Below are 17,494 nucleotides of genomic sequence, written 5' to 3'. Positions count from 1 at the left end.
TGCGGCCTACCCTCGATGCATGACCGAAATCGACACCCCGCACATCGGCAGTCCGCGGATTCTCGTGCTCCGGGTGCAGCCGGGCACTCCGCCGTTCCGGATCGTGGAGATCGACGGCCAGGTGGTCGGCGAGGCCAAGGCGGTCACCGACGTACTGGAGGCCGCCGCCGCCTTCGGTATCACGGTCCACGACCTGGACGACCCGGACGTGGTCCGCTGGGTGGGCGGCGACAAGTTCACCTGGACGCTGCGCTGACGCCGGTCCGAGGTCTCAGCCCACCGTCCACTTCTGATTGGCGCCGCCCGTGCAGGTCCAGATCTGCAGCCGGGTGCCGTTGGCCGAGCTGTTGCCGGTGGCGTCGAGGCACTTGTCGGCCTGCGGATTGACGATGTCGCGCGCCCCGGTGACGACCCACCGCTGGGCCGCGCTGCCGTTGCAGTCCCACAACTGGACGACCGTGCCGTCCGCCGTGGCGCCGGCGTTCACGTCCAGGCACTTGCCCAGCGCCCGGATCGTGCCGTCGGAACCCACCGTCCACCGCTGGGCCGCGGTGCCGTTGCAGTCGTAGAGTTGTACGGGGGTGCCGTTGGCGGAGTTCGCCGCGGCGACGTCCACGCACTTGCCGGCCAGGCCGCGGATGGGGCCGCCCGTCCCCGAGTCGCTCGTCGTCACCGAGACGTGGTCGACCACCAGCGTCTGCGGGAAGACCGTGGAGGCGTCCGGGTCGCCGGGCCAGTAGCCGCCGACCGCGAGGTTGAGGATCAGGAAGTACGGCTTGTTGAACACCCACTGCTTGCCGCCCAGGTCGGCCGGGGTGCGCCGCTGGTAGACGTTGCCGTCCACCGACCAGGTGATCGAGTCGGGCGCCCAGTCGACGGCGAAGGTGTGGAAGCCGTCCGCGAAGGCCTGGCCGTTCGGCAGGGTGTAGCCGGCGCCGATGCCGCCCGAGCCGGAGTAGCCGGGGCCGTGGAGGGTGCCGTGCACGGTGGACGGCTCGAAACCGACGTTCTCCATGATGTCGATCTCGCCGGAGTCCGGCCAGTTCACCGGGGTGCCGAGCATCCAGAAAGCGGGCCACATGCCCTGCCCGCGCGGCACCTTCATCCGGGCCTCGACATGCCCGTACTGCGCCGTGAACTTCCCGGAGGTGTTGAGCCGGGCGGAGGTGTACTGGCAGGTGCCGTACCAGCACTGGTGGTTGGCCGGGTTCTCCTTGCGGGCGGTGATGACCAGGTGCCCCTGGCCGTCCAGGGCCGCGTTCTTGTTGCCGGAGGTGTAGTACTGCCGCTCGTGGTTGTTGACGTTGTCGCCGGTCTCGATCTGCCACTTCGAGGAGTCGACGGCCGCGCCGGCCGGCCCGTCGAAGGTGTCCGAGAACGTCACGGCGGCGGCCGAGGCGTCGGCGGCCCGGGCGGCATCCGGTTCCGCCTGCGCGGGTCCGGTCACGAGGGAGGCGGCCAGCCCGGCGGACAGGGCGGCGGCGAGGAGGCATCTGCGGAGCAGGCGTGGACGGGCCACGGCTCTCCCTTCCGTACGGCGTCCCGGGGACGGGAGCGCCGACCGAGGTGGGGGGTAAGGGCGATGCCTCTTGATTCAAGGGCTGAGGCAAGAGGTGGTCAATACCTTGGTACGGACCAGTTTTCCCCTCTCAGTCGCGGGGCCGGCGCGCGTGCACCGCGCGGCTCATCCGCCGGCCCAGGAGCAGGTAACCGGCCAGCGCGCCCGTGGTGTTGAGGATGACGTCGTCGACGTCGAAGGCCCGCCCGGTGACCAGGGCGCCCTGTGCGAACTCCACCAGCAGCATCACCACGGCCGTCAGCAGCAGCACCCTCAGCAGCCCCCGCGTGCGCGGGGCGACGAGCGGCACCAGCACGCCGAACGGCACGCCCAGCAGCAGGTTGCCGCCGATCTGCTTCACGGCGTCCCGCAGCGCCGGCTGGTCCAGGTAGGCCCGCAGCGAGCTGCCGGGACGCATGTTGGTGTGGGTCAGCGCCTCCGAGGCGGGGGAAGGGTGCAGTGTCAGTCGCGCCAGCACCACCGCGAACGCCACCATGAAGACGAACGCGCACGCCATCGCCAGCAGGCGCAACGGGAGGGCGAGCGGGCGCCGTTCGCGCCGGTCGGCGTCCTCGGCCTTGGCGGCACGGGGGCGCAACAGGGAACGCGGCCGTGAGGCGGCACGAGCCATCAGGTCCTCCAGTCGTCGAGCTCCCCGTGTGCTGAGGCGGTTACCCGCGGACACGGCGGGGATGCGGTGTGGTTCCCGCCCGTCAGGACCCGTAGGTCACCCGTACCTTCTCGAAGCCGAGGGAGTGCAGCAGGCCCTTGAGCATCGCCGTGGTGTTGCTCTCCGCGCGCGCCTTCAGCTCGCTGTCCTTCGCGGCGTCGGCGATGTGCCGGGCCGCGAGCTTCTGCACGGCCTGTTCGCCGTTCGGGTTGTCCGAGAACAGGTCGCCGAGGCGGTCGAGGAGCCCGCGCTGCTTGGACACGGCGTAGGAGCGCTCGGGGTCGAGGGCCGGCTCGCCGAGCGCGGCGTGCGGCAGCCGGAGCGTGGCCGCGGTGCGGTCGCCGTCGACCGTCACGTCGTCCTCGCCCACCTTCCCGAGGTCGACGTAGGCGTCGACGGTGCCCGCGCCGACGTACAGGGTGCGGGTGCCCCGGACCGCGTCCGGCAGGAACTTCGCGTCCTTCTCCAGGTCCACGACGACCTGGAAGCTGCCGGATGCGGCCTCGTAGCGGCTGATGTCCTGGACTGACTCCAGCAGCGCGGGGCCCGAGCGGTCGTGGGTCTCGCTGCCGAACACGTCCTTCAGCCCCGGTACGAGGCTCAGCCGGAATCCCGCGAACAGCACGACCAGGACCAGCAAGAACGCACTCAGCGCCTTCGCCCAGCCGGGCAGGCGCCGGGGGAGCTTCCTGACGGGAGTCGTCATGGCGGCGGCCCTCCTTCCTGCTTTCCGGATGCCCCCCATCTCCCTTGCCAGACAGCGAAGTTGGCGCCCGGCAAGGAGGATGGGGGGCGCGGGGGCGCGTTCGGCCGCTCAGTGGGACGGCTTCAGCGGCCGGTCCGCCGACGGACGGGACGACCAGACCGCCTCCCCGCGGGTCAGCCCCGGCAGGCGCAGCTCGGCCTCCCGCACCCGCCGGGCCGGCAGCTCACCGGTGATCAGCCAGCCAGGGGCGCCGCCCGTCGTGCCGGTGAAGTCGGCGCCCAGCGCGGCCAGCTGGGCCGTCACCGGCGCCAGCGCGTCCGCCGGGACCTCCGCCTCGAAGGAGTGGTACGGCTCGTAGAGCCGGGTCCCCGCCCGCCGCAGGGCCCGGCGCAGCACGATCGGGGTCAGTCCGCGGAAGTCGGCGGCGGTGCTGACCGGCGAGCTGAAACCGGAACGGATCAGCGTGACCCGGTAGTCCGTGACCGCGGCACCGTTCAGGCCGGTCAGCAGGGTGGCGTGCACGGTCTCCTCGACCGCCTGGTGGAAGGCACGGGGTAGCGCGCCCAGCTCCGTCTCGTAGCTGAACACGCCACCCGAGCCGCGCGGCCCCGGTTCCACGCGCAGCCCGATCGTCGCCCAGTACCGGGTGCGGTCGAGCCACGGCATCTCCTCCACCGCCTCGCCGACCCCGGCCGGACGCTCCAGGAACCGCACGCGGCCCGGCGCGAACTCCGCCTCGATGCCGAAGTCCTCGGCCAGCGTCGCCGCGAGCACCTCCATCTGGACCTCGCCGTACAGGAGCAGGGCGGTGGCGCCGGACGCCTCCGGGCGGGCGTGCAGCAGCGGGTCCTGGTCGGCCAGCGTGAGCAGGGCGGAGCGCAGCGGCGCCGCCTGCCCGGGGCGCCGGGCGCGGACCAGGGTCTGAAGGGTCGGCGGCGCGAACTGCGGGGCGCGGTCGGTCAGGCCGCCGAGCCGGTCGCCGACGCGCAGGCCGCCGGGAACGCCGAGCGCGGCGATGTTCCCGGCGGTGAGCGTCCCGGCCCCGCCGACCACGGCCAGGCGCGTGACCCGGACGGGGACCTCGGTGGTCCGGCCGTCGGACTCGCGCCGCAGGAACGTCAGCCGCTGGCGCGGGCGTACCTCACCGTCGTACAGGCGCAGGTACGCCGTCCGCTCGCCGCCCGGTCCGGGACGTACGGCGAAGACCGTGCCGCGCGGTGCCGCGCCGCCCGACGCCCGGGGCGAGGCGGGCGGGACCAGCCGCACCAGGTCCGTCACCAGTTCTGCGACGCCTTGGCCGCCGAGTGCGGAGCCGTGGTACAGCGGGTGGAACGAGCCGTCGGCGGTGCGGGCGGCGAGCGCCGCGGCGAGTTTCCCGGCGGTCGGCGCGGGGCCGTCCACCAGTGCCGCGAGGATGTCCGGGTCGACCTCGGCGAGAGCCTCGGCGGTCCGCTCGTCCGGTGCGCGGCGCGTGACCCGGGCGTGCGCGGTGCCGGCGCCCGCCACCTCCGTCAGCGGCACGACGTGCGGCGTCAGCAGACGCCGGACGTCGGCGAGCAGGGCTTCGGTGCGTGCCCCGGCCCGGTCGATCTTGTTGACGAAGACGAGCGTGGGCAACCGCAGCCGCCGCAGGGTGCGCATCAGGATCCGGGTCCGCGCCTGTACGCCCTCCACGGCGGACAGCAGCAGCACCGCGCCGTCGAGGACCTCCAGGGCGCGCTCGACCTCGGCGACGAAGTCGGAGTGCCCCGGGGTGTCGATCAGGTTGACCTGGGTGGAGCCGATGGTGAAGGCGGCGACGGCGGAGCGGATGGTGATGCCGCGGCGGCGCTCGATCTCGCCGTCGTCCGTCCGGGTGTCACCGGCGTCGACGCTGCCGAGCCGGTCGATGGCGCCGTGGTCGAACAGGAGCCGTTCGGTGAGGCTGGTCTTACCGGCGTCGACGTGGGCCAGAATGCCGATGTTCAGGGTGTTCAGGGTGTGCGGAGTCTGCATGCGGGGTCGAGTCCTCGTCAACCGTGGGCCGGAAGGGGCACTGGGTGATGTCGAGGAGTCGGCGCATGCGAGTGATCCTGACCTGAGGCAACACGGACGGCACCATCATGGCGTCACCTCCCGGGCCCGTGGCAACCGGATTTCCGTAAGCTGAGGATCCGGCCGGACAGGATCACCCCAGGAGCGGTCCGTGCGAGACATCGCCGTGTTCAGCGGTAGTGCCCATCCCGAGCTGGCCGAGGAGGTCTGCGCGCATCTGGGCGTGCCCCTCAGCCCCGCCCGGGTCAGCAGGTTCGCCAACGACTGCCTGGAGGTGCAGCTGAGGGCCAACTGCCGGGAGCGGGACGTCTTCCTGGTCCAGCCGCTGGTCAAGCCGGTGCAGGAGCATCTCGTCGAGCTGCTGATGATGTGCGACGCGGCCCGCGGGGCGTCGGCCGGCCGCATCACCGTGGTCATGCCGCACTACTCCTACGCGCGCTCCGACAAGAAGGACGCGCCGCGCATCTCGCTGGGCGGGCGCCTGGTGGCGGACCTGCTGGTGGCGGCGGGCGCGAGCCGGGTGCTCGCCATGACCCTGCACGCGCCGCAGGTGCACGGCTTCTTCTCGGTCCCGGTCGACCATCTGCACGCGCTGCGCGAACTGGCCTCGCACTTCCGGCAGTACGACCTGTCCCGCACCACGGTCGTCTCGCCGGACCTGGGCAACGCCAAGGAGGCCGCGGCGTTCGCCCGGATGCTCGGCGCCCGGGTCGCGGCCGGCGCCAAACAGCGGTACGCCGACGACCGGGTCAGCATCAGCGCCGTGATCGGGGACGTCGCCGGGCGCGACGTCATCGTGCTCGACGACGAGATCGCCAAGGGCAGCACCGTGCTGGAACTCCTGGACCGGCTGAGGGAGGCGGGGCCGCGCACGATCCGGGTCGCCTGTACGCACGGGTTGTTCGCGGCCGGTGCGCTGGGGCGGCTCAGCGAGCAGCCGGACGTGCTGGAGATCGTGTGCACCAACACCGTGCCGGTGCCGGCCGGCGACCACACGGAGAAGCTGCGGGTCCTGTCCATCGCCCCCGCGCTCGCCGAGGCAGTGCGCCGCATCCATGACGGGGAGTCGGTCAGTGCCCTGTTCGACGCCCCGCCGGCCCGCTGACGCCGAGCACGTCCTCCAGGGTCGGCCGCGGGGGCAGAAGCCGTGCCAGGCCGGTGATCCGCAGCATGCGTAGGGTCAGCGGGTGGGCGCACACCAGGTGCACCTGCCCGCCTCGGTCGAGCACCTGGCTCCGGGCCCGGTACAGCAGCCGCAGCCCGGAGCAGTCGAAGAACTCGATCCCGCTCAGGTCGAGCACGACCGGGGCGCCGGGACGCCCCGTCTCCCGGTCCAGGTGGGGGACGATCTCCCCGGCCGACGCGATGTCGATCTCGCCCCGGAACTCCAGCACCGTGTGCCCCCGGTCGTGGCGCACGCGCAGATGCCAGGTGGGCGACGCGGGTTCCTGCCGCACGGCGACCTTGCCTCCAACCGGATCGGGGGGCCAACTATCCATGCTGCTCGGGAAGTTACCCGGAACGAGCAAATTTGAGCATGTTCGATTGACATATGTCATTGAAATCTCACAGCCGGAGCGGACATCTCACAGCCGGAGCGGACATCTCACGGCCGGAGCGGACATCTCACGGCCGGATCGGCCGGACCGGCCGGCCGGGCCCGTCGGCCGGTTGCCGGTCAGCCGATCACCCGATCACCCGATCGGCAACCGGCTGGTGGGTGATCAGTCGACCACGAGGACGAGCTTGCCCGTGGTGCGGCCGGTCTCGCCGAGCGCGTGCGCCTCGGCCGCGTCGGCCAGCGGGAACGTCCGCTCGATCGTGGCCCGCAGCTTCCCCGACTCGACCAGGCCGGCGATCTCCCGCATGTCGGCCCGGTCGGCGTCCACGAGCATCCGCACCGCGCGCACGCCGAGCCGCTCGGCCTCCTCGTAGAACTCGTCCGACCCGACCGGCAGGATCGACACCACCACCCCGCCGGGGCGCAGCACGCGCAGCGAGCGCAGGGACGTGTCGCCGCCGATCGTGTCCAGTACCACGTCGACGTCCTTCACGACCTCGGCGAAGTCCGTCTCCCGGTAGTCCACGGTCTCGTCCGCCCCGAGGGAGCGCAGGAACCCGTGCTTGCCCGCGCTGGCGGTGCCGATCACGTGGGCGCCCCGCGCCTTGGCGATCTGTACCGCCACGTGGCCCACACCGCCGGCCGCCGCGTGGATCAGCACCCGCTGCCCCGGCAGGACCTCCGCACGCTCCACCAGCGCCTGCCACGCCGTCAGCGAGACCAGGGGGAGCGCGCCCGCCTGGACGTGGTCGATCGCGGACGGCTTGTGCGTGAAGGTGCGCGCGGGAGCGGTGACGTACTCCGCGTGGGAGCCGTGGCCGAACGGGTAGGAGAGCATGCCGAAGACCTCGTCACCGGGACGGAACGCGGCCACGCCGATTCCCACCGCCTCGACCACGCCCGAGACGTCCCAGCCCAGGACGAACGGCGGCTCACCGAGGAAGCCGCCGTTCGCCCGGTGCTTCCAGTCGGTCGGGTTCACCCCGGCGGCCCGCACCCGTACCAGTACCTCGTTCGGGCGCGGCTCGGGGCGCTGCCGCCGCACCTCCTTCAGGACCTCGGGACCGCCGAGGGCGTCCTGGCTGATGGCACGCATGCTGTTCATCGTGAACCTCGCAACTCGGGGAGGGCTTCCACGGCACGATCCGCGACCTCCGACGAAATCGTGTCACTCCCCGGGCCGGAAGGCACCCGGAGGAGCGGGGCGCCGATCCGTCGGCATCCGCACACCCCGGCCGGCGCCACGCCCCGGGTCCGCCGTGCCACGGCCCCTCCGGCAGAACCGGACGGGCGTATGAGCCGGTGCTCAACTTGCCTGCCGGGCAAAGGGATTTGTCGACCGGGCGACCCCGAGCGGCCCCTGGCGGAGCGTGACGGAATCCTCACTTCCGCTGGGCCGCGAAATTGATCTTTCAGGGTTCACAACCGATAAGCTCCTGATCGGTGCTGCGAGTTGACGCGATCGCGACGGGTCGACTCGCGGCGCGTACTCATGAGTGCGGTCCCCTTGCACACCCCCCCTGTTCGATCGTTTTGCTCGAAGGATGCAGATGGAACTCGCCACTCCGCCACCGGCGGCGCGGGCCCCTGTCGCCTGGTACAGCTGGTGGCTGATGCCACTGGGTCTGGGAGGCGGGACGGCAGCCGCCACGTTCATGAGCTCGGAGCGAATAACCGCGGCTGTCGCCGGTGTGGTGGCGACGGCGGCCGGCACCGTGTGCGTACGCCTCCTCCTGCGCACCCGGGCACAGCTGCGCCGGGCCGAGGAAGGCCACCGCGCCGCGCAGGCCGAGCACTCCCGGCAGTGGCAGCAGCACGCGGCCGGCCTGGAGCGCACGTTCTCCGCCGAGCGCGCCGCGCTGGACGCACAGCTCACCGAGCAGGCACAGACCTACGAGGCCCGGCTGACGGAACACTCCCGGGCCTACGAGGACCGGTTGGCCGAGCAGGCCACGACGTACGAGACACGCTTCACCGAGCAGACCGAGGCCTGGCAGGAGCGGCTGAGCCACCAGCTGGCCGCGGTCTCCCGCCTCGCCGACGAGCAGCTGCCCGACGCGATGCGCAGACTGCGCGCCGGTGACGCCATCGACGACATCCTGCCGACCGTCGAGCAGTGCGCGAAGGTCGGAGCCGACCTCCAGGCCGAACTGCGCAAGGTCCTCAGGACCGCGCTGATCGGCGTCGAGGCCGAGTTCGACCGCTCGACCTCCGCCGAACAGGCCGTCATCGGTGTGGGCAACCGCATCCACGTCCTGACCAGCAAACTCCGTGGCCGCCTGCACGAGATGCAGGGCGAGCACGGACGGCTGCCGGCCGTCGCCCGGGGCCTGATGGAACTCGACCAGGCCATCGGCCCCGCCGACTGCCTCGCCGCCAGCATCGGCGTGCTCGGCGGGTCCGACCGCCCGGGCCGGCAGTGGCAGGAGCCGCAGCGCCTGCTGAGCGTGATGCGCGGCGGCATCGGCCGGATCAAGGACTTCCACCGCGTCCAGCTGCGCCATCTGCCCGAGCTCGGTGTCGACGGCGGCCTGGTCGACCACCTCACGCTGGTCTTCGCACACCTGCTGGACAACGCCGCGCGCTACTCGCCGCCCACCGAGCCGGTGGTCGTCTCCGGCAAGGAGGTGCCCAACGGCGTCGGCATCGAGATCCAGGACTCCGGCAAGGGCCTGAGCGAGGAGAAGAAGCGCGAGGCCGAACACGCCCTCGCGGGCACCTCGCCAGGCCCGGGGCTCGGCGGCATCTCGGAGGACGCCAACATCGGCCTCCGCGTCGTCGGCGCACTCGCCCGCCGCTACGGCATCCGCGTCACCTTCGCCGACTCGCCGTGGCTGGGTACGTCTGTCGTTGTCGTTGTACCGCACAAGTACTTCAGTCCGCTGCCGGCGGCCGCGACGGCCACTGTCGCGCCGGAGGCCCCGCCGGCCACCACGGCACCACCCGCCACCGCGGCCCCGGACCCGGGTCCCGCACCGGCCACCGTTCCCGCCCCCGCCGACGGTGACGCCGGTACCGTGGAGACCACTCCGGGCGGACTGCCCCGGCGCCGGAGCAGGCGCGCCGAACCGGCCGCCGGACAGGCCCCGGCCCCCGGGCCCGCCGCGTACACCGACCGGACCGGCCCGGCCGACCGGGCCGCCGTACCGCCGGACGCCTCCTTCGCCGGTCTCGCGGCCTTCGCCACCGCCGGACGTGACCCCGGCACCGGGACCGGCGCGTCCCCGCCGAAGGCCGCCGACGCCCTTGACACGACCACCGGTGGCGCGTCCACCGAGCACCGCACTGAAGAGAGCGACTAGTCCCCATGACGCACCAGGGAACCGACGTGAGCTGGGCGCTCCGCGACCTTGTGGAGAGCATCCAGGAGATCCGCTTCGCCCTCGTGGCCTCCAGCGACGGCAAGGCCATCACCTCCTACGGCGCCGAAGACCCCGACGACGTGGACCGTTTCGCCGCCGTGGTGGCCGGACTGCAGGCGCTGGCCCAGCCGGTCGCCGAGCAGTTCCCGCAGCACGCGGGCCAACTCCGCCTCGCGATGATCGAAGTGGACGGCGGACACCTCTTCGTCGTCCGGGCGGGCCTGGAGACGTATCTCGGCGTCCTCGCCCGCGAAGGCCTCGACCAGGGCCTGCTCGGCCATCAGATGCGCGACCTGGCCCGCCGGATGGGTGAACTCCTCGGCACCACGCCGCGCCAGGACGAGCACTCTGGATGAGTGCTCCCCGCCGACCGACCGATCCGTCCGGTCTCGAGCGCTACTACGTCCTCACCGGAGGGCGCAGCGGGCCGGGCGGGTCGGCGGCGACCCTCGACGTGGCGACCCTGGTCGTCTCCCGCGCCGCCCCCTTACCGGGCATGCAGCACGAGCACGAGGAGATTCTCCGGCGCTGCCGGGAACCGCTGTCGGTGGCCGAGCTCGGCGCCCACCTCCACCTGCCCTTCAACATTCTCGCGGTGCTGCTGTCCGACCTGCTCCAGGCAGGCCGCGTCGAAGCCCGTGACCCCATCCCGGCGCACGGCGCCGGCCACGGGCCCGACATCGCGCTCCTCGAGGAGGTACTCAGTGGACTTGAAAGGCTTTGACCAAGCGGGGTCACCGACGGCCGGGGACACCCGCTCGGTCAAGGTGATGATCGCCGGCGGCTTCGGGACGGGCAAGACCACCATGGTCCGCTCCGTCAGCGACATCAAGCCGCTGACCACCGAGGAGACCCTCACCCAGGCCAGCGCCGACGTCGACCGCCTCGTCGGCGTCGCCGACAAGACGCAGACCACCGTCAGTCTGGACTTCGGCAAGATCAGCCTCAACGACACGCTGATGCTGTACCTGTTCGGCACCCCCGGCCAGGAGAGGTTCTGGTTCCTGTGGAACGGCCTGTTCAAGGGCGCGCTCGGCGCGGTCGTCCTGGTGGACACCCGGCGGTTGGCCTCCAGTTTCCGGGCGATCGAGGAGATGGAGCGGCAGAAGGTCCCCTTCGTCATCGCGCTCAACGTCTTCCCCGACTCCCGCGACTACCCGGTCGAGGAGATCCGGGACGCCCTCGACATCCCCCCGCACACGCCGGTCGTCGCCTTCGACGCCCGCGACCGCACCGCCAGCCGCGACGTGCTCGTCACCCTCATACGGCATCTGAAGGACCGCTCGGCCGCCGCCCTGGAGCCCCGATGAACGACGACCAGACCCCGTCCGGCGCCACCGGTGGCTGCCCCGTCGCCCACGGCGAGGACGTCACCCGGCTCTACGGCCCCGAGGCGGCGACCGACCCGCACGACATCTACGCGCGGCTGCGCGAGGAGCACGGCAGCGTCGCACCGGTGCTGCTGGAGGGCGACGTCCCCGCCTGGCTGGTCCTCGGCTACCGGGAGAACCGGCGGGTCCTGGACAACCCCCTGCAGTTCAGCCGCGACTCCCGGATCTGGCGGGACTTCCGGGACGGCCGCGTCGAGGAGACGTCCCCGCTGATACAGATGCTGGGCTGGCGCCCCGACTGCGTCTCCCAGGACGGCGAACCGCACCGCAGGCTGCGCGGGGCGGTCACCGACAACCTGTACGCCGTGGCCGGCCGGGGCATCCGCCGGCACGCCACGCACTTCGCCAACAAGCAGATCGACGCCTTCGCCGACGCGGGCCGTGCCGACCTGGTGGCCGACTTCGCGGAGTACCTGCCCATGCTGGTCCTCACCCGCGTCTTCGGACTCGCCGAGCGGGAGGGACGCAACCTCGCCGAGTCCAGCAAGCAGGTGATCAAGGGCGGTGCGGACGCGCTCACGCACAACGAGCGCATCATGGGCATCCTCGGCGAACTCGCCGCGCGCAAGCGCCAGGAGCCCGGATCCGACTTCGCCTCCGGCCTCATCGAGCACCACTCCGGTCTCGACGAGGACGAGATCGTCAACCACCTGCGCCTGGTCCTGATCACCGCCCACACCACGACCAGCAACCTGCTGGCCCGGGCGCTCCAGCTCCTCCTCACCGACACCTCCTGGCTCTCCGGCCTGGTGAGCGGCCAGCTGAACCTGTCCACGCTCGTGGAGGAGGTGATGTGGAACTCCCCGCCGCTCGCCGTGCTGCCGGGCCGGTTCGCCACCGCCGACCTGGAACTCGGCGGCTGCCCGGTCAAGGAGGGCGACCTGCTCGTGCTGGGCCTCGCGGCCGGCAACCACGACCCCGAGATCCGCCCCGACACCGCCGTCTCGGTCCAGGGCAACGCCTCGCACCTCGCCTTCAGCGCGGGCCCCCACGAGTGCCCGGGGCAGAACATCGGCCAGGCCATCATCGAGACGGCCGTCGACGTCCTGCTGCACCGCCTGCCGGGGCTGCGCCTGGCCGTGCCGCCGGCCGAACTCACCTCCACCGCCTCCACCTGGGAGTCGCGGCTGGACAGCCTGCCGGTCGAGTTCACCGTCTAGCGTCGTGCGGAGTACGTGCCGCCCGGCCGGACACCCGGGCCGGGCGGCACGTACGCGCCTCACACGGTCAGCAGGTCGTCCACCGATCCCCGCCCGGCCAGCTCGGCCGTGGCCACCGGGCCCTCCTTGGCCGCCGCGTACCGGCCGGTGGTCAGCGCCCACTCGTAGTTGCCGTTGATCCAGTGCTGGATGGCCTCCACGCCCATCGCCACCCGGGCCCGCTCGTCCGCGTCCAGATCCAGTTCGTCGCACATCAGCGGTACGCGCGCCTCGAGGGCGACGTACTCGTCGAGGCAGCCGGTCGTCATGCGGTACGCCTCGTCGGCTGCCTCCTGCCACGAGCAGCCGCGCTCCCGGTGCAGGACGGCGATGAGGTTGTGGCCGTCCCCGCGGCGACGCTCGCGCTCGAAGGAGTGGATGTCGTTCATGAACCCGATGGTGTCCGCGGCCAGATCCCGCATCCGCTCCATCAGCGGATGCGCCATCGCCGCGGCCGGCACCTCGAAGCCGCGGCTGCGCTCGCCCGCGTCGATACTGTGGTGGATGCCCACCGTACGGCGCCGGAAGACGGTGTATTCGTCGAGTCCGAGTGTCCCCGCCCGGCCGCGGGCCGCCAGGTCCACCTCCTCGCAGTGCGCCACCAGGAAGCGACCCCAGGAGGCGGCGAACCGCGACCTCCATGTCAGGGACATGCCATCCGAAAGGTGGGCCCAGACCTCCGCCCAGGCCAGGGTGATGGGGCACTCCACCCGCGGCGCGGTGCCCGCCGGCCGCAGCGGCGTCGCGATGAGTTCCCGCGCCACCTCCGCTATGCGTTCCGCGCGGTCCGGCCGGCCGGTGTCGAACTGGTCGTCGAAGAGGAAGGCGAGGGAGAACCAGTTCATCAGGACGACCATGTCGTCCGCCGACGCATGGGGGTAGGTGCGGGCGGCGGCCTGGGCGAGGTCCCACGACTGGTACTCCTCGAACCCGGCCCGACTGCGCACCAGCCCCCGGTCGCGGACCCAGCGCAGATGACGGTCGCGGGCGTGGGCGAGATGAGGGCTGACGGGAGTGTCGAAGGGGAGGTCGAACCGGACGTCCTGAGACATGTGCTTCCTTTCGGGAGACGGCACGCAGAGTCCCCCCGCCCTGCGGGCGGGCGGTCACCGGGCCACCCGCACACTCGAACCGGGCTTCCCGGTCCGAAAGTTGGACCGAGGAGCAGTACGAGGCTGCCCCGACCCTAAATGATCTACACGGCAGCCCGGTCGTGATCTTCGTTACTGCCCACACCGCATGGCACCATCGGGGCCGAAGAGCATGACGACGCATCAGGAGGCCGTCCACCGATGACCCGTTCACCCGCCCGCAGCGCGGAACAGCGCAAGCACGACACCCTGCACCGCCTGGAGCACGACGAGGACGCCTGGGTGGCCACGGCCGACGGCGCGTCCGGCGTGCCGTACCTCGTCCCCCTGTCCTTCCTCTGGAACGGCTCCTGCCTGCTGTTCTCCACCCCCGCCGCCAGTCCCACCGGCCGGAACCTGGCGGCGAGCGGCAGGGCGCGCGTCGGCATCGGACCCACCCGTGACGTGGTGATGGTCGAGGGCACCGTCGAGACCGTGGAACCCGTCGAACTGTCCGAGCAGGACGCCGAGTTGTTCGCGGCCAAGACCGGCTTCGACCCGCGCGGACTCGCCACGCCCTACCTGTACTTCCGTGTCCACCCGCAGCGGATTCAGGCGTGGCGCGAGGCCAACGAGCTGGAGGGGCGCGAGCTGATGCGCGACGGCCGCTGGCTGCCGGCCGACTGATTCGGCGGAGCCGGGATATCCGCAAGGTACAGGGCCCGGGGCACGACCGTCCCGCGCCCGGAATCCTTCGGAGGAGACATGGCACTGGTCAACGCGGGCGTCGTGGTGCTCGACTGCGCCGAGCCCGAGAAGCTCGCCGAGTTCTACAAGGGGCTGCTGGGCGCGGAGGAGACCGACGTGACCGCCAACCGGATCGGGATCGAGGGGCCCGGCGGCTTCCGCATGGCGTTCCGACGGGACGCCAACGCCACCCCGCCGAGCTGGCCCCGCCCCGAGAACTCCCTCCAGGTCCACCTGGATTTCGTGGTGGAGGACCTGGACGAGGCCGAGCGCGCGATCGTGGGGCTCGGCGGCCGCCCGGTGGAGGCGAAGGACCCGGCCGGCCCGTACGAGGAGCGCGGCTTCTCCGATCCGGCGGGCCACTCCTTCACCCTGCGCGGCGGCACCACGCCGACGGCACCAAAGCAGGGTTAGGGCCTGACGGACGAGTCCCGCCCTGCGACGCCGGGCACGCGCTCCCGCCGTATCGGCGCCCGGCCCACGTACCTCCCGTACGAGGGCCAGGGGTCGGCACGCCGGGAGCGCTCACCTGACGCCGCAGGGCCCGCCCTCGGGCGACGGGGACGGCTGGACAGGCCCTGGCGGCGGTCTGCCGGGTGCCGTCGGCGACGGGGGAGGGGCGGGGCACGGTGCGGTCAGTCCCGCCCGCCCATCCCGCCGGGCCAGACACCGGTCGAGCGTTCGATGACCTTAGCGCCCGTCCGGTCCACCGCGCTGCGCACCGCGGCGAAGATGGCGCCCTGGATCGCGGCGGCGAGCAGAATCTCCCCCCAGCCGCGGTCCGGGTCCAGCGCGTCGGGCGCGTTGTCCTCGTGCCGGATCACCTTCCACGTCTTCTGGAACGCCATCCCGGCCAGCGCGCCGCCCACCCAGCCCAGCGCGAAGCCGACGGGCTTGTAGGCGAGCGGGAGCTTCTGCTTCTTCTTCCTGGCCACGTGGATCTCCTCGTGTTCGGTAAATGAATCCGCGGCGGGGCCCGGTCCCGCGGTCAGGGCCGGCCCCGCACCGGAACCGTCTCGTCGGCGCGGACCGGACCCGGCGGTGTCCCGTCGCCGAAGGGCCGGCCGCCCAGCTCCTGCCGGTGATGGGGCGTGAGCCAGCCGGACAGGTCCGGCCCCAGGGGCACGATGGCGGTCGGGTTGATGCCGGTGTGCACCTGGTAGTAGTGGCGTTTGATGTGGTCGAAGTCCACGGTGTCGCCGAAGCCGGGCGTCTGGAACAGGTCGCGGACGTACCCCCACAGCACCGGATTCTCCGCGAGCTTCCAGCGGTTGCACTTGAAATGACCGTGGTAGACGGCGTCGAAGCGGACCAGTGTCGTGAACAGCCGGATGTCCGCCTCGGTGATCGTGTCGCCGACCAGGTAGCGCCGGCGCTCCAGCCGGGGCGTCAGCTGCTCCAGGCGCCGGAACACCCCGGCGCACGCCGCCTCGTACTCCTCCTGGCCGGTCGCGAAGCCCGCCCGGTACACACCGTTGTTGACGTCCTCGTAGACGTCCGCCATCACCTCGTCGATCTCTTCCCGCAGGGCGTCGGGGTACAGGTCGGGCGCGCCCGGCCGGTGCAGGGATGTCCACTCGGTCGCGAGGTCCAGGGTGATCTGCTGGTAGTCGTTGGTGACCAGCTTCCCGCTGGGTACGTCCACGATCGCCGGCACGCTCACCCCGCCCGGGTAGCCGGTCTCGCGCCGGTCGTAGGCCTCGCTGAGATAGCGGATGCCCAGGACGGGGTCGCGGCCGTCCGGGTCCAGCGTGAAGCGCCAGCTGCGGTCGTCCTGGAGGGGATCGGCGACCGCCAGCGACAGGGCGTCCTCCAGGCCGAGCAGCCGCCGCGAGACCAGAGCGCGGCTCGCCCACGGACAGGCCCGGCTCACCACCAGCCGGTACCGGCCGGGCGCCACCGGCCAGCCGTCCCGGCCGTCCGCGGTGATCCGGTCCGCGAAGTGGCTCCTGGAACGCTTGAACGCCTTCCTGCCGTAGCCGCTGTTGCCCGGCGTTCCGCCGTCACCGCTCATGGGCCTGCCTCCCGGTCTTTCGTGTGCCCTGGGGGACACGTTCCCCGTTTTCGGCCGTCGGCACGGGTGGGCCACCCACAAGGGGTGTGTGAGCCGCACCGGCCGGGGCATTCGGCCCCTCGTGAGTGGGACAGCCTCGGAAGAGAAGCAGAACCGGACACCCGACCGCGACCCCGGACGGCAGACCGCCGGACGGAAGACCGGGCGAAACGCCGACCGCAGGACGCGCGTCACCGTGCTGGTCGCCCTGGCGGCCAACCTGGTGATCGCCGTCGCCAAGGCGGTGGGCGGTTTCGTCGCGGGGTCACCCGCGCTGCTGTCGGAGGCGGCGCACTCGGTGGCGGACAGCATGAACGAGGTCTTCCTCCTCGCCGCGCTGCGCCGCAGCCGTCGCCCCGCCGACCGGAGGCACCCCTTCGGCTACGGCAAGGAGCGGTTCTTCTGGTCGCTCCTGGCCGCCGTCGGCATCTTCGTCATGGGCGGCTGCTTCTCCGTCTTCCAGGGTGTCGAGGCCCTGCGCACGGGCGCCCAGGAGGAGCTCGGCGGCTACGTGGCCGGACTGGTCGTGCTCGCCGTCGCCCTCCTCGCCGAGGGCGCCTCGCTGCTGCGGGCCCTGCACCAGGTACGGGGCCAGGGCGGGCCGGCCACCGGGCTGCGCGACCCGGCCCTGCGCACGGTCGTCGCAGAGGACGGCACCGCGGTGCTCGGCGTGACCCTCGCCATGGCCGGGATGGTCCTGCACATGGTCACCGGACAGGTGGTGTGGGAGGCCTGCGCCTCGCTCGCGATCGGCGCGCTGCTCGTGTTCGTGGCGTACCGCCTGGGCCGCGAGGCCCGCGACCAGCTGATCGGCGAGGCCGCCGACCCGGAGACCGGTGACCGCATCCGCTCGCTGCTGCGGGCCCAGCCGGAGATAGACAGCGTCGAGGGGCTGTTCACGATGAAGACGGGCCTCGACTCGACCTTGGTGGCCGCCCGCGTCGACCTGGTGCCGGGACTGGACAGTGAGCGGGTGGAGGAGGTCGCCGTGCGCATCAAGAGGTCGATCGCGCGCACCGTTCCCGAGGCGCGGCAGATCTTCCTCGACGTCACCGACCGGCCCGCGCGGGAGACAGCGGAAAGCCCCGCCGCGACGGGGGAACGCGGCGGGGCCTGAACGACGTGTTCCCGGCCGGCGCCGGG

General features: G+C 72.2%; 19 protein-coding genes. 10 read left to right on the top strand and 9 right to left on the bottom strand.

All coding sequences use genetic code 11. The annotated features are described in order from the left end of the window. Positions 1–19 precede the first annotated feature (19 nt). Positions 20–256 carry a hypothetical protein gene (locus tag ACP4J0_RS07325; RefSeq protein WP_426519133.1) on the top strand — a complete coding sequence of 79 codons (237 nt, stop codon included), beginning with the start codon at positions 20–22 and terminating at the stop codon, positions 254–256. Between the two features lie 15 nt (positions 257–271). On the opposite strand, the gene ACP4J0_RS07320 is transcribed toward ACP4J0_RS07325, so the two are convergent. The 4 genes from ACP4J0_RS07320 to otr(A) all read right to left on the bottom strand — a co-directional run bounded on the left by ACP4J0_RS07320 (position 272) and on the right by otr(A) (position 4,911). After that, positions 272–1,519 (bottom strand): ricin-type beta-trefoil lectin domain protein, encoded by a 1,248-nt coding sequence (locus ACP4J0_RS07320; protein WP_426597781.1) that lies wholly within the window; start codon positions 1,517–1,519, stop codon positions 272–274. A gap of 130 nt (positions 1,520–1,649) precedes the next feature. After that, the gene (locus tag ACP4J0_RS07315; protein ID WP_426597780.1) at positions 1,650–2,189 is read right to left on the bottom strand and encodes a VanZ family protein; all 540 of its coding nucleotides are present in this window, start codon (positions 2,187–2,189) and stop codon (positions 1,650–1,652) included. A gap of 82 nt (positions 2,190–2,271) precedes the next feature. Continuing rightward, positions 2,272–2,934 (bottom strand): DUF4230 domain-containing protein, encoded by a 663-nt coding sequence (locus ACP4J0_RS07310; RefSeq protein WP_426597779.1) that lies wholly within the window; start codon positions 2,932–2,934, stop codon positions 2,272–2,274. A gap of 108 nt (positions 2,935–3,042) precedes the next feature. Then, a complete protein-coding gene (gene otr(A) / locus ACP4J0_RS07305; RefSeq protein ID WP_426597822.1) occupies positions 3,043–4,911 on the bottom strand; it encodes a tetracycline resistance ribosomal protection protein Otr(A) in 1,869 nt (622 codons plus the stop codon). A 208-nt stretch (positions 4,912–5,119) separates the two neighbouring features. Here otr(A) and ACP4J0_RS07300 point away from each other — a divergent pair, with 208 nt between their 5' ends. Then, positions 5,120–6,073, top strand: coding sequence for a ribose-phosphate diphosphokinase (locus ACP4J0_RS07300; RefSeq protein WP_426597778.1), 954 nt, complete (start codon positions 5,120–5,122; stop codon positions 6,071–6,073). Here the strand turns inward: ACP4J0_RS07300 and ACP4J0_RS07295 are convergent. Both ACP4J0_RS07295 and ACP4J0_RS07290 read right to left on the bottom strand, forming a co-directional pair. Then, positions 6,039–6,425 carry an anti-sigma factor antagonist gene (locus tag ACP4J0_RS07295; protein WP_426597821.1) on the bottom strand — a complete coding sequence of 129 codons (387 nt, stop codon included), beginning with the start codon at positions 6,423–6,425 and terminating at the stop codon, positions 6,039–6,041. The two genes, ACP4J0_RS07300 and ACP4J0_RS07295, sit on opposite strands and share 35 nt — an antisense overlap. 267 nt (positions 6,426–6,692) lie before the next feature. Continuing rightward, entirely contained in the window at positions 6,693–7,634 is a 942-nt protein-coding gene (locus ACP4J0_RS07290) for an NADP-dependent oxidoreductase (RefSeq protein WP_426597777.1), read from the bottom strand. 445 nt (positions 7,635–8,079) lie between these two features. Here ACP4J0_RS07290 and ACP4J0_RS07285 point away from each other — a divergent pair, with 445 nt between their 5' ends. The 5 genes from ACP4J0_RS07285 to ACP4J0_RS07265 are packed head-to-tail and all read left to right on the top strand — an operon-like array spanning position 8,080 to position 12,442. After that, positions 8,080–9,831 (top strand): ATP-binding protein, encoded by a 1,752-nt coding sequence (locus ACP4J0_RS07285; protein WP_426597776.1) that lies wholly within the window; start codon positions 8,080–8,082, stop codon positions 9,829–9,831. A gap of 5 nt (positions 9,832–9,836) precedes the next feature. Continuing rightward, positions 9,837–10,247, top strand: a complete 411-nt coding sequence (locus ACP4J0_RS07280) for a roadblock/LC7 domain-containing protein (RefSeq protein WP_310869658.1) — start codon at positions 9,837–9,839, stop codon at positions 10,245–10,247. Further along, a complete protein-coding gene (locus tag ACP4J0_RS07275) occupies positions 10,244–10,615 on the top strand; it encodes a DUF742 domain-containing protein (RefSeq protein WP_426597775.1) in 372 nt (123 codons plus the stop codon). The genes ACP4J0_RS07280 and ACP4J0_RS07275 overlap by 4 nt, the downstream gene beginning before the upstream one ends. Then, positions 10,596–11,201 (top strand): GTP-binding protein, encoded by a 606-nt coding sequence (locus ACP4J0_RS07270; RefSeq protein ID WP_426597774.1) that lies wholly within the window; start codon positions 10,596–10,598, stop codon positions 11,199–11,201. The genes ACP4J0_RS07275 and ACP4J0_RS07270 overlap by 20 nt, the downstream gene beginning before the upstream one ends. Continuing rightward, the gene (locus ACP4J0_RS07265; protein WP_426597773.1) at positions 11,198–12,442 is read left to right on the top strand and encodes a cytochrome P450; all 1,245 of its coding nucleotides are present in this window, start codon (positions 11,198–11,200) and stop codon (positions 12,440–12,442) included. The genes ACP4J0_RS07270 and ACP4J0_RS07265 overlap by 4 nt, the downstream gene beginning before the upstream one ends. Before the next feature lie 59 nt (positions 12,443–12,501). Here ACP4J0_RS07265 and ACP4J0_RS07260 read toward each other — a convergent pair whose 3' ends face one another. Then, positions 12,502–13,533 carry a 7-epi-alpha-eudesmol synthase gene (locus tag ACP4J0_RS07260; protein WP_426597772.1) on the bottom strand — a complete coding sequence of 344 codons (1,032 nt, stop codon included), beginning with the start codon at positions 13,531–13,533 and terminating at the stop codon, positions 12,502–12,504. A 240-nt stretch (positions 13,534–13,773) separates the two neighbouring features. Between ACP4J0_RS07260 and ACP4J0_RS07255 the strand changes: the two genes are divergently transcribed. Further along, the gene (locus ACP4J0_RS07255) at positions 13,774–14,238 is read left to right on the top strand and encodes a pyridoxamine 5'-phosphate oxidase family protein (protein WP_426597771.1); all 465 of its coding nucleotides are present in this window, start codon (positions 13,774–13,776) and stop codon (positions 14,236–14,238) included. A 78-nt stretch (positions 14,239–14,316) separates the two neighbouring features. Beyond that, the gene (locus ACP4J0_RS07250; RefSeq protein WP_426597770.1) at positions 14,317–14,712 is read left to right on the top strand and encodes a VOC family protein; all 396 of its coding nucleotides are present in this window, start codon (positions 14,317–14,319) and stop codon (positions 14,710–14,712) included. A gap of 221 nt (positions 14,713–14,933) precedes the next feature. Here the strand turns inward: ACP4J0_RS07250 and ACP4J0_RS07245 are convergent, their stop codons facing one another. Further along, positions 14,934–15,233 (bottom strand): DUF4235 domain-containing protein, encoded by a 300-nt coding sequence (locus tag ACP4J0_RS07245; RefSeq protein WP_426597769.1) that lies wholly within the window; start codon positions 15,231–15,233, stop codon positions 14,934–14,936. Positions 15,234–15,286: 53 nt separating this feature from the next. Further along, the gene (locus tag ACP4J0_RS07240) at positions 15,287–16,312 is read right to left on the bottom strand and encodes a glutathione S-transferase family protein (RefSeq protein WP_426597768.1); all 1,026 of its coding nucleotides are present in this window, start codon (positions 16,310–16,312) and stop codon (positions 15,287–15,289) included. Between the two features lie 235 nt (positions 16,313–16,547). Here ACP4J0_RS07240 and ACP4J0_RS07235 point away from each other — a divergent pair, with 235 nt between their 5' ends. Next, entirely contained in the window at positions 16,548–17,468 is a 921-nt protein-coding gene (locus ACP4J0_RS07235) for a cation diffusion facilitator family transporter (RefSeq protein WP_426597820.1), read from the top strand. The last annotated feature ends 26 nt before the right edge of the window (positions 17,469–17,494 follow it).

Source organism: Streptomyces sp. WG7, assembly GCF_049975785.1.
In the GTDB taxonomy this organism is placed as follows: Bacteria; Actinomycetota; Actinomycetes; order Streptomycetales; family Streptomycetaceae; genus Streptomyces.
This window is presented reverse-complemented; position numbering and strand designations above follow the sequence as displayed.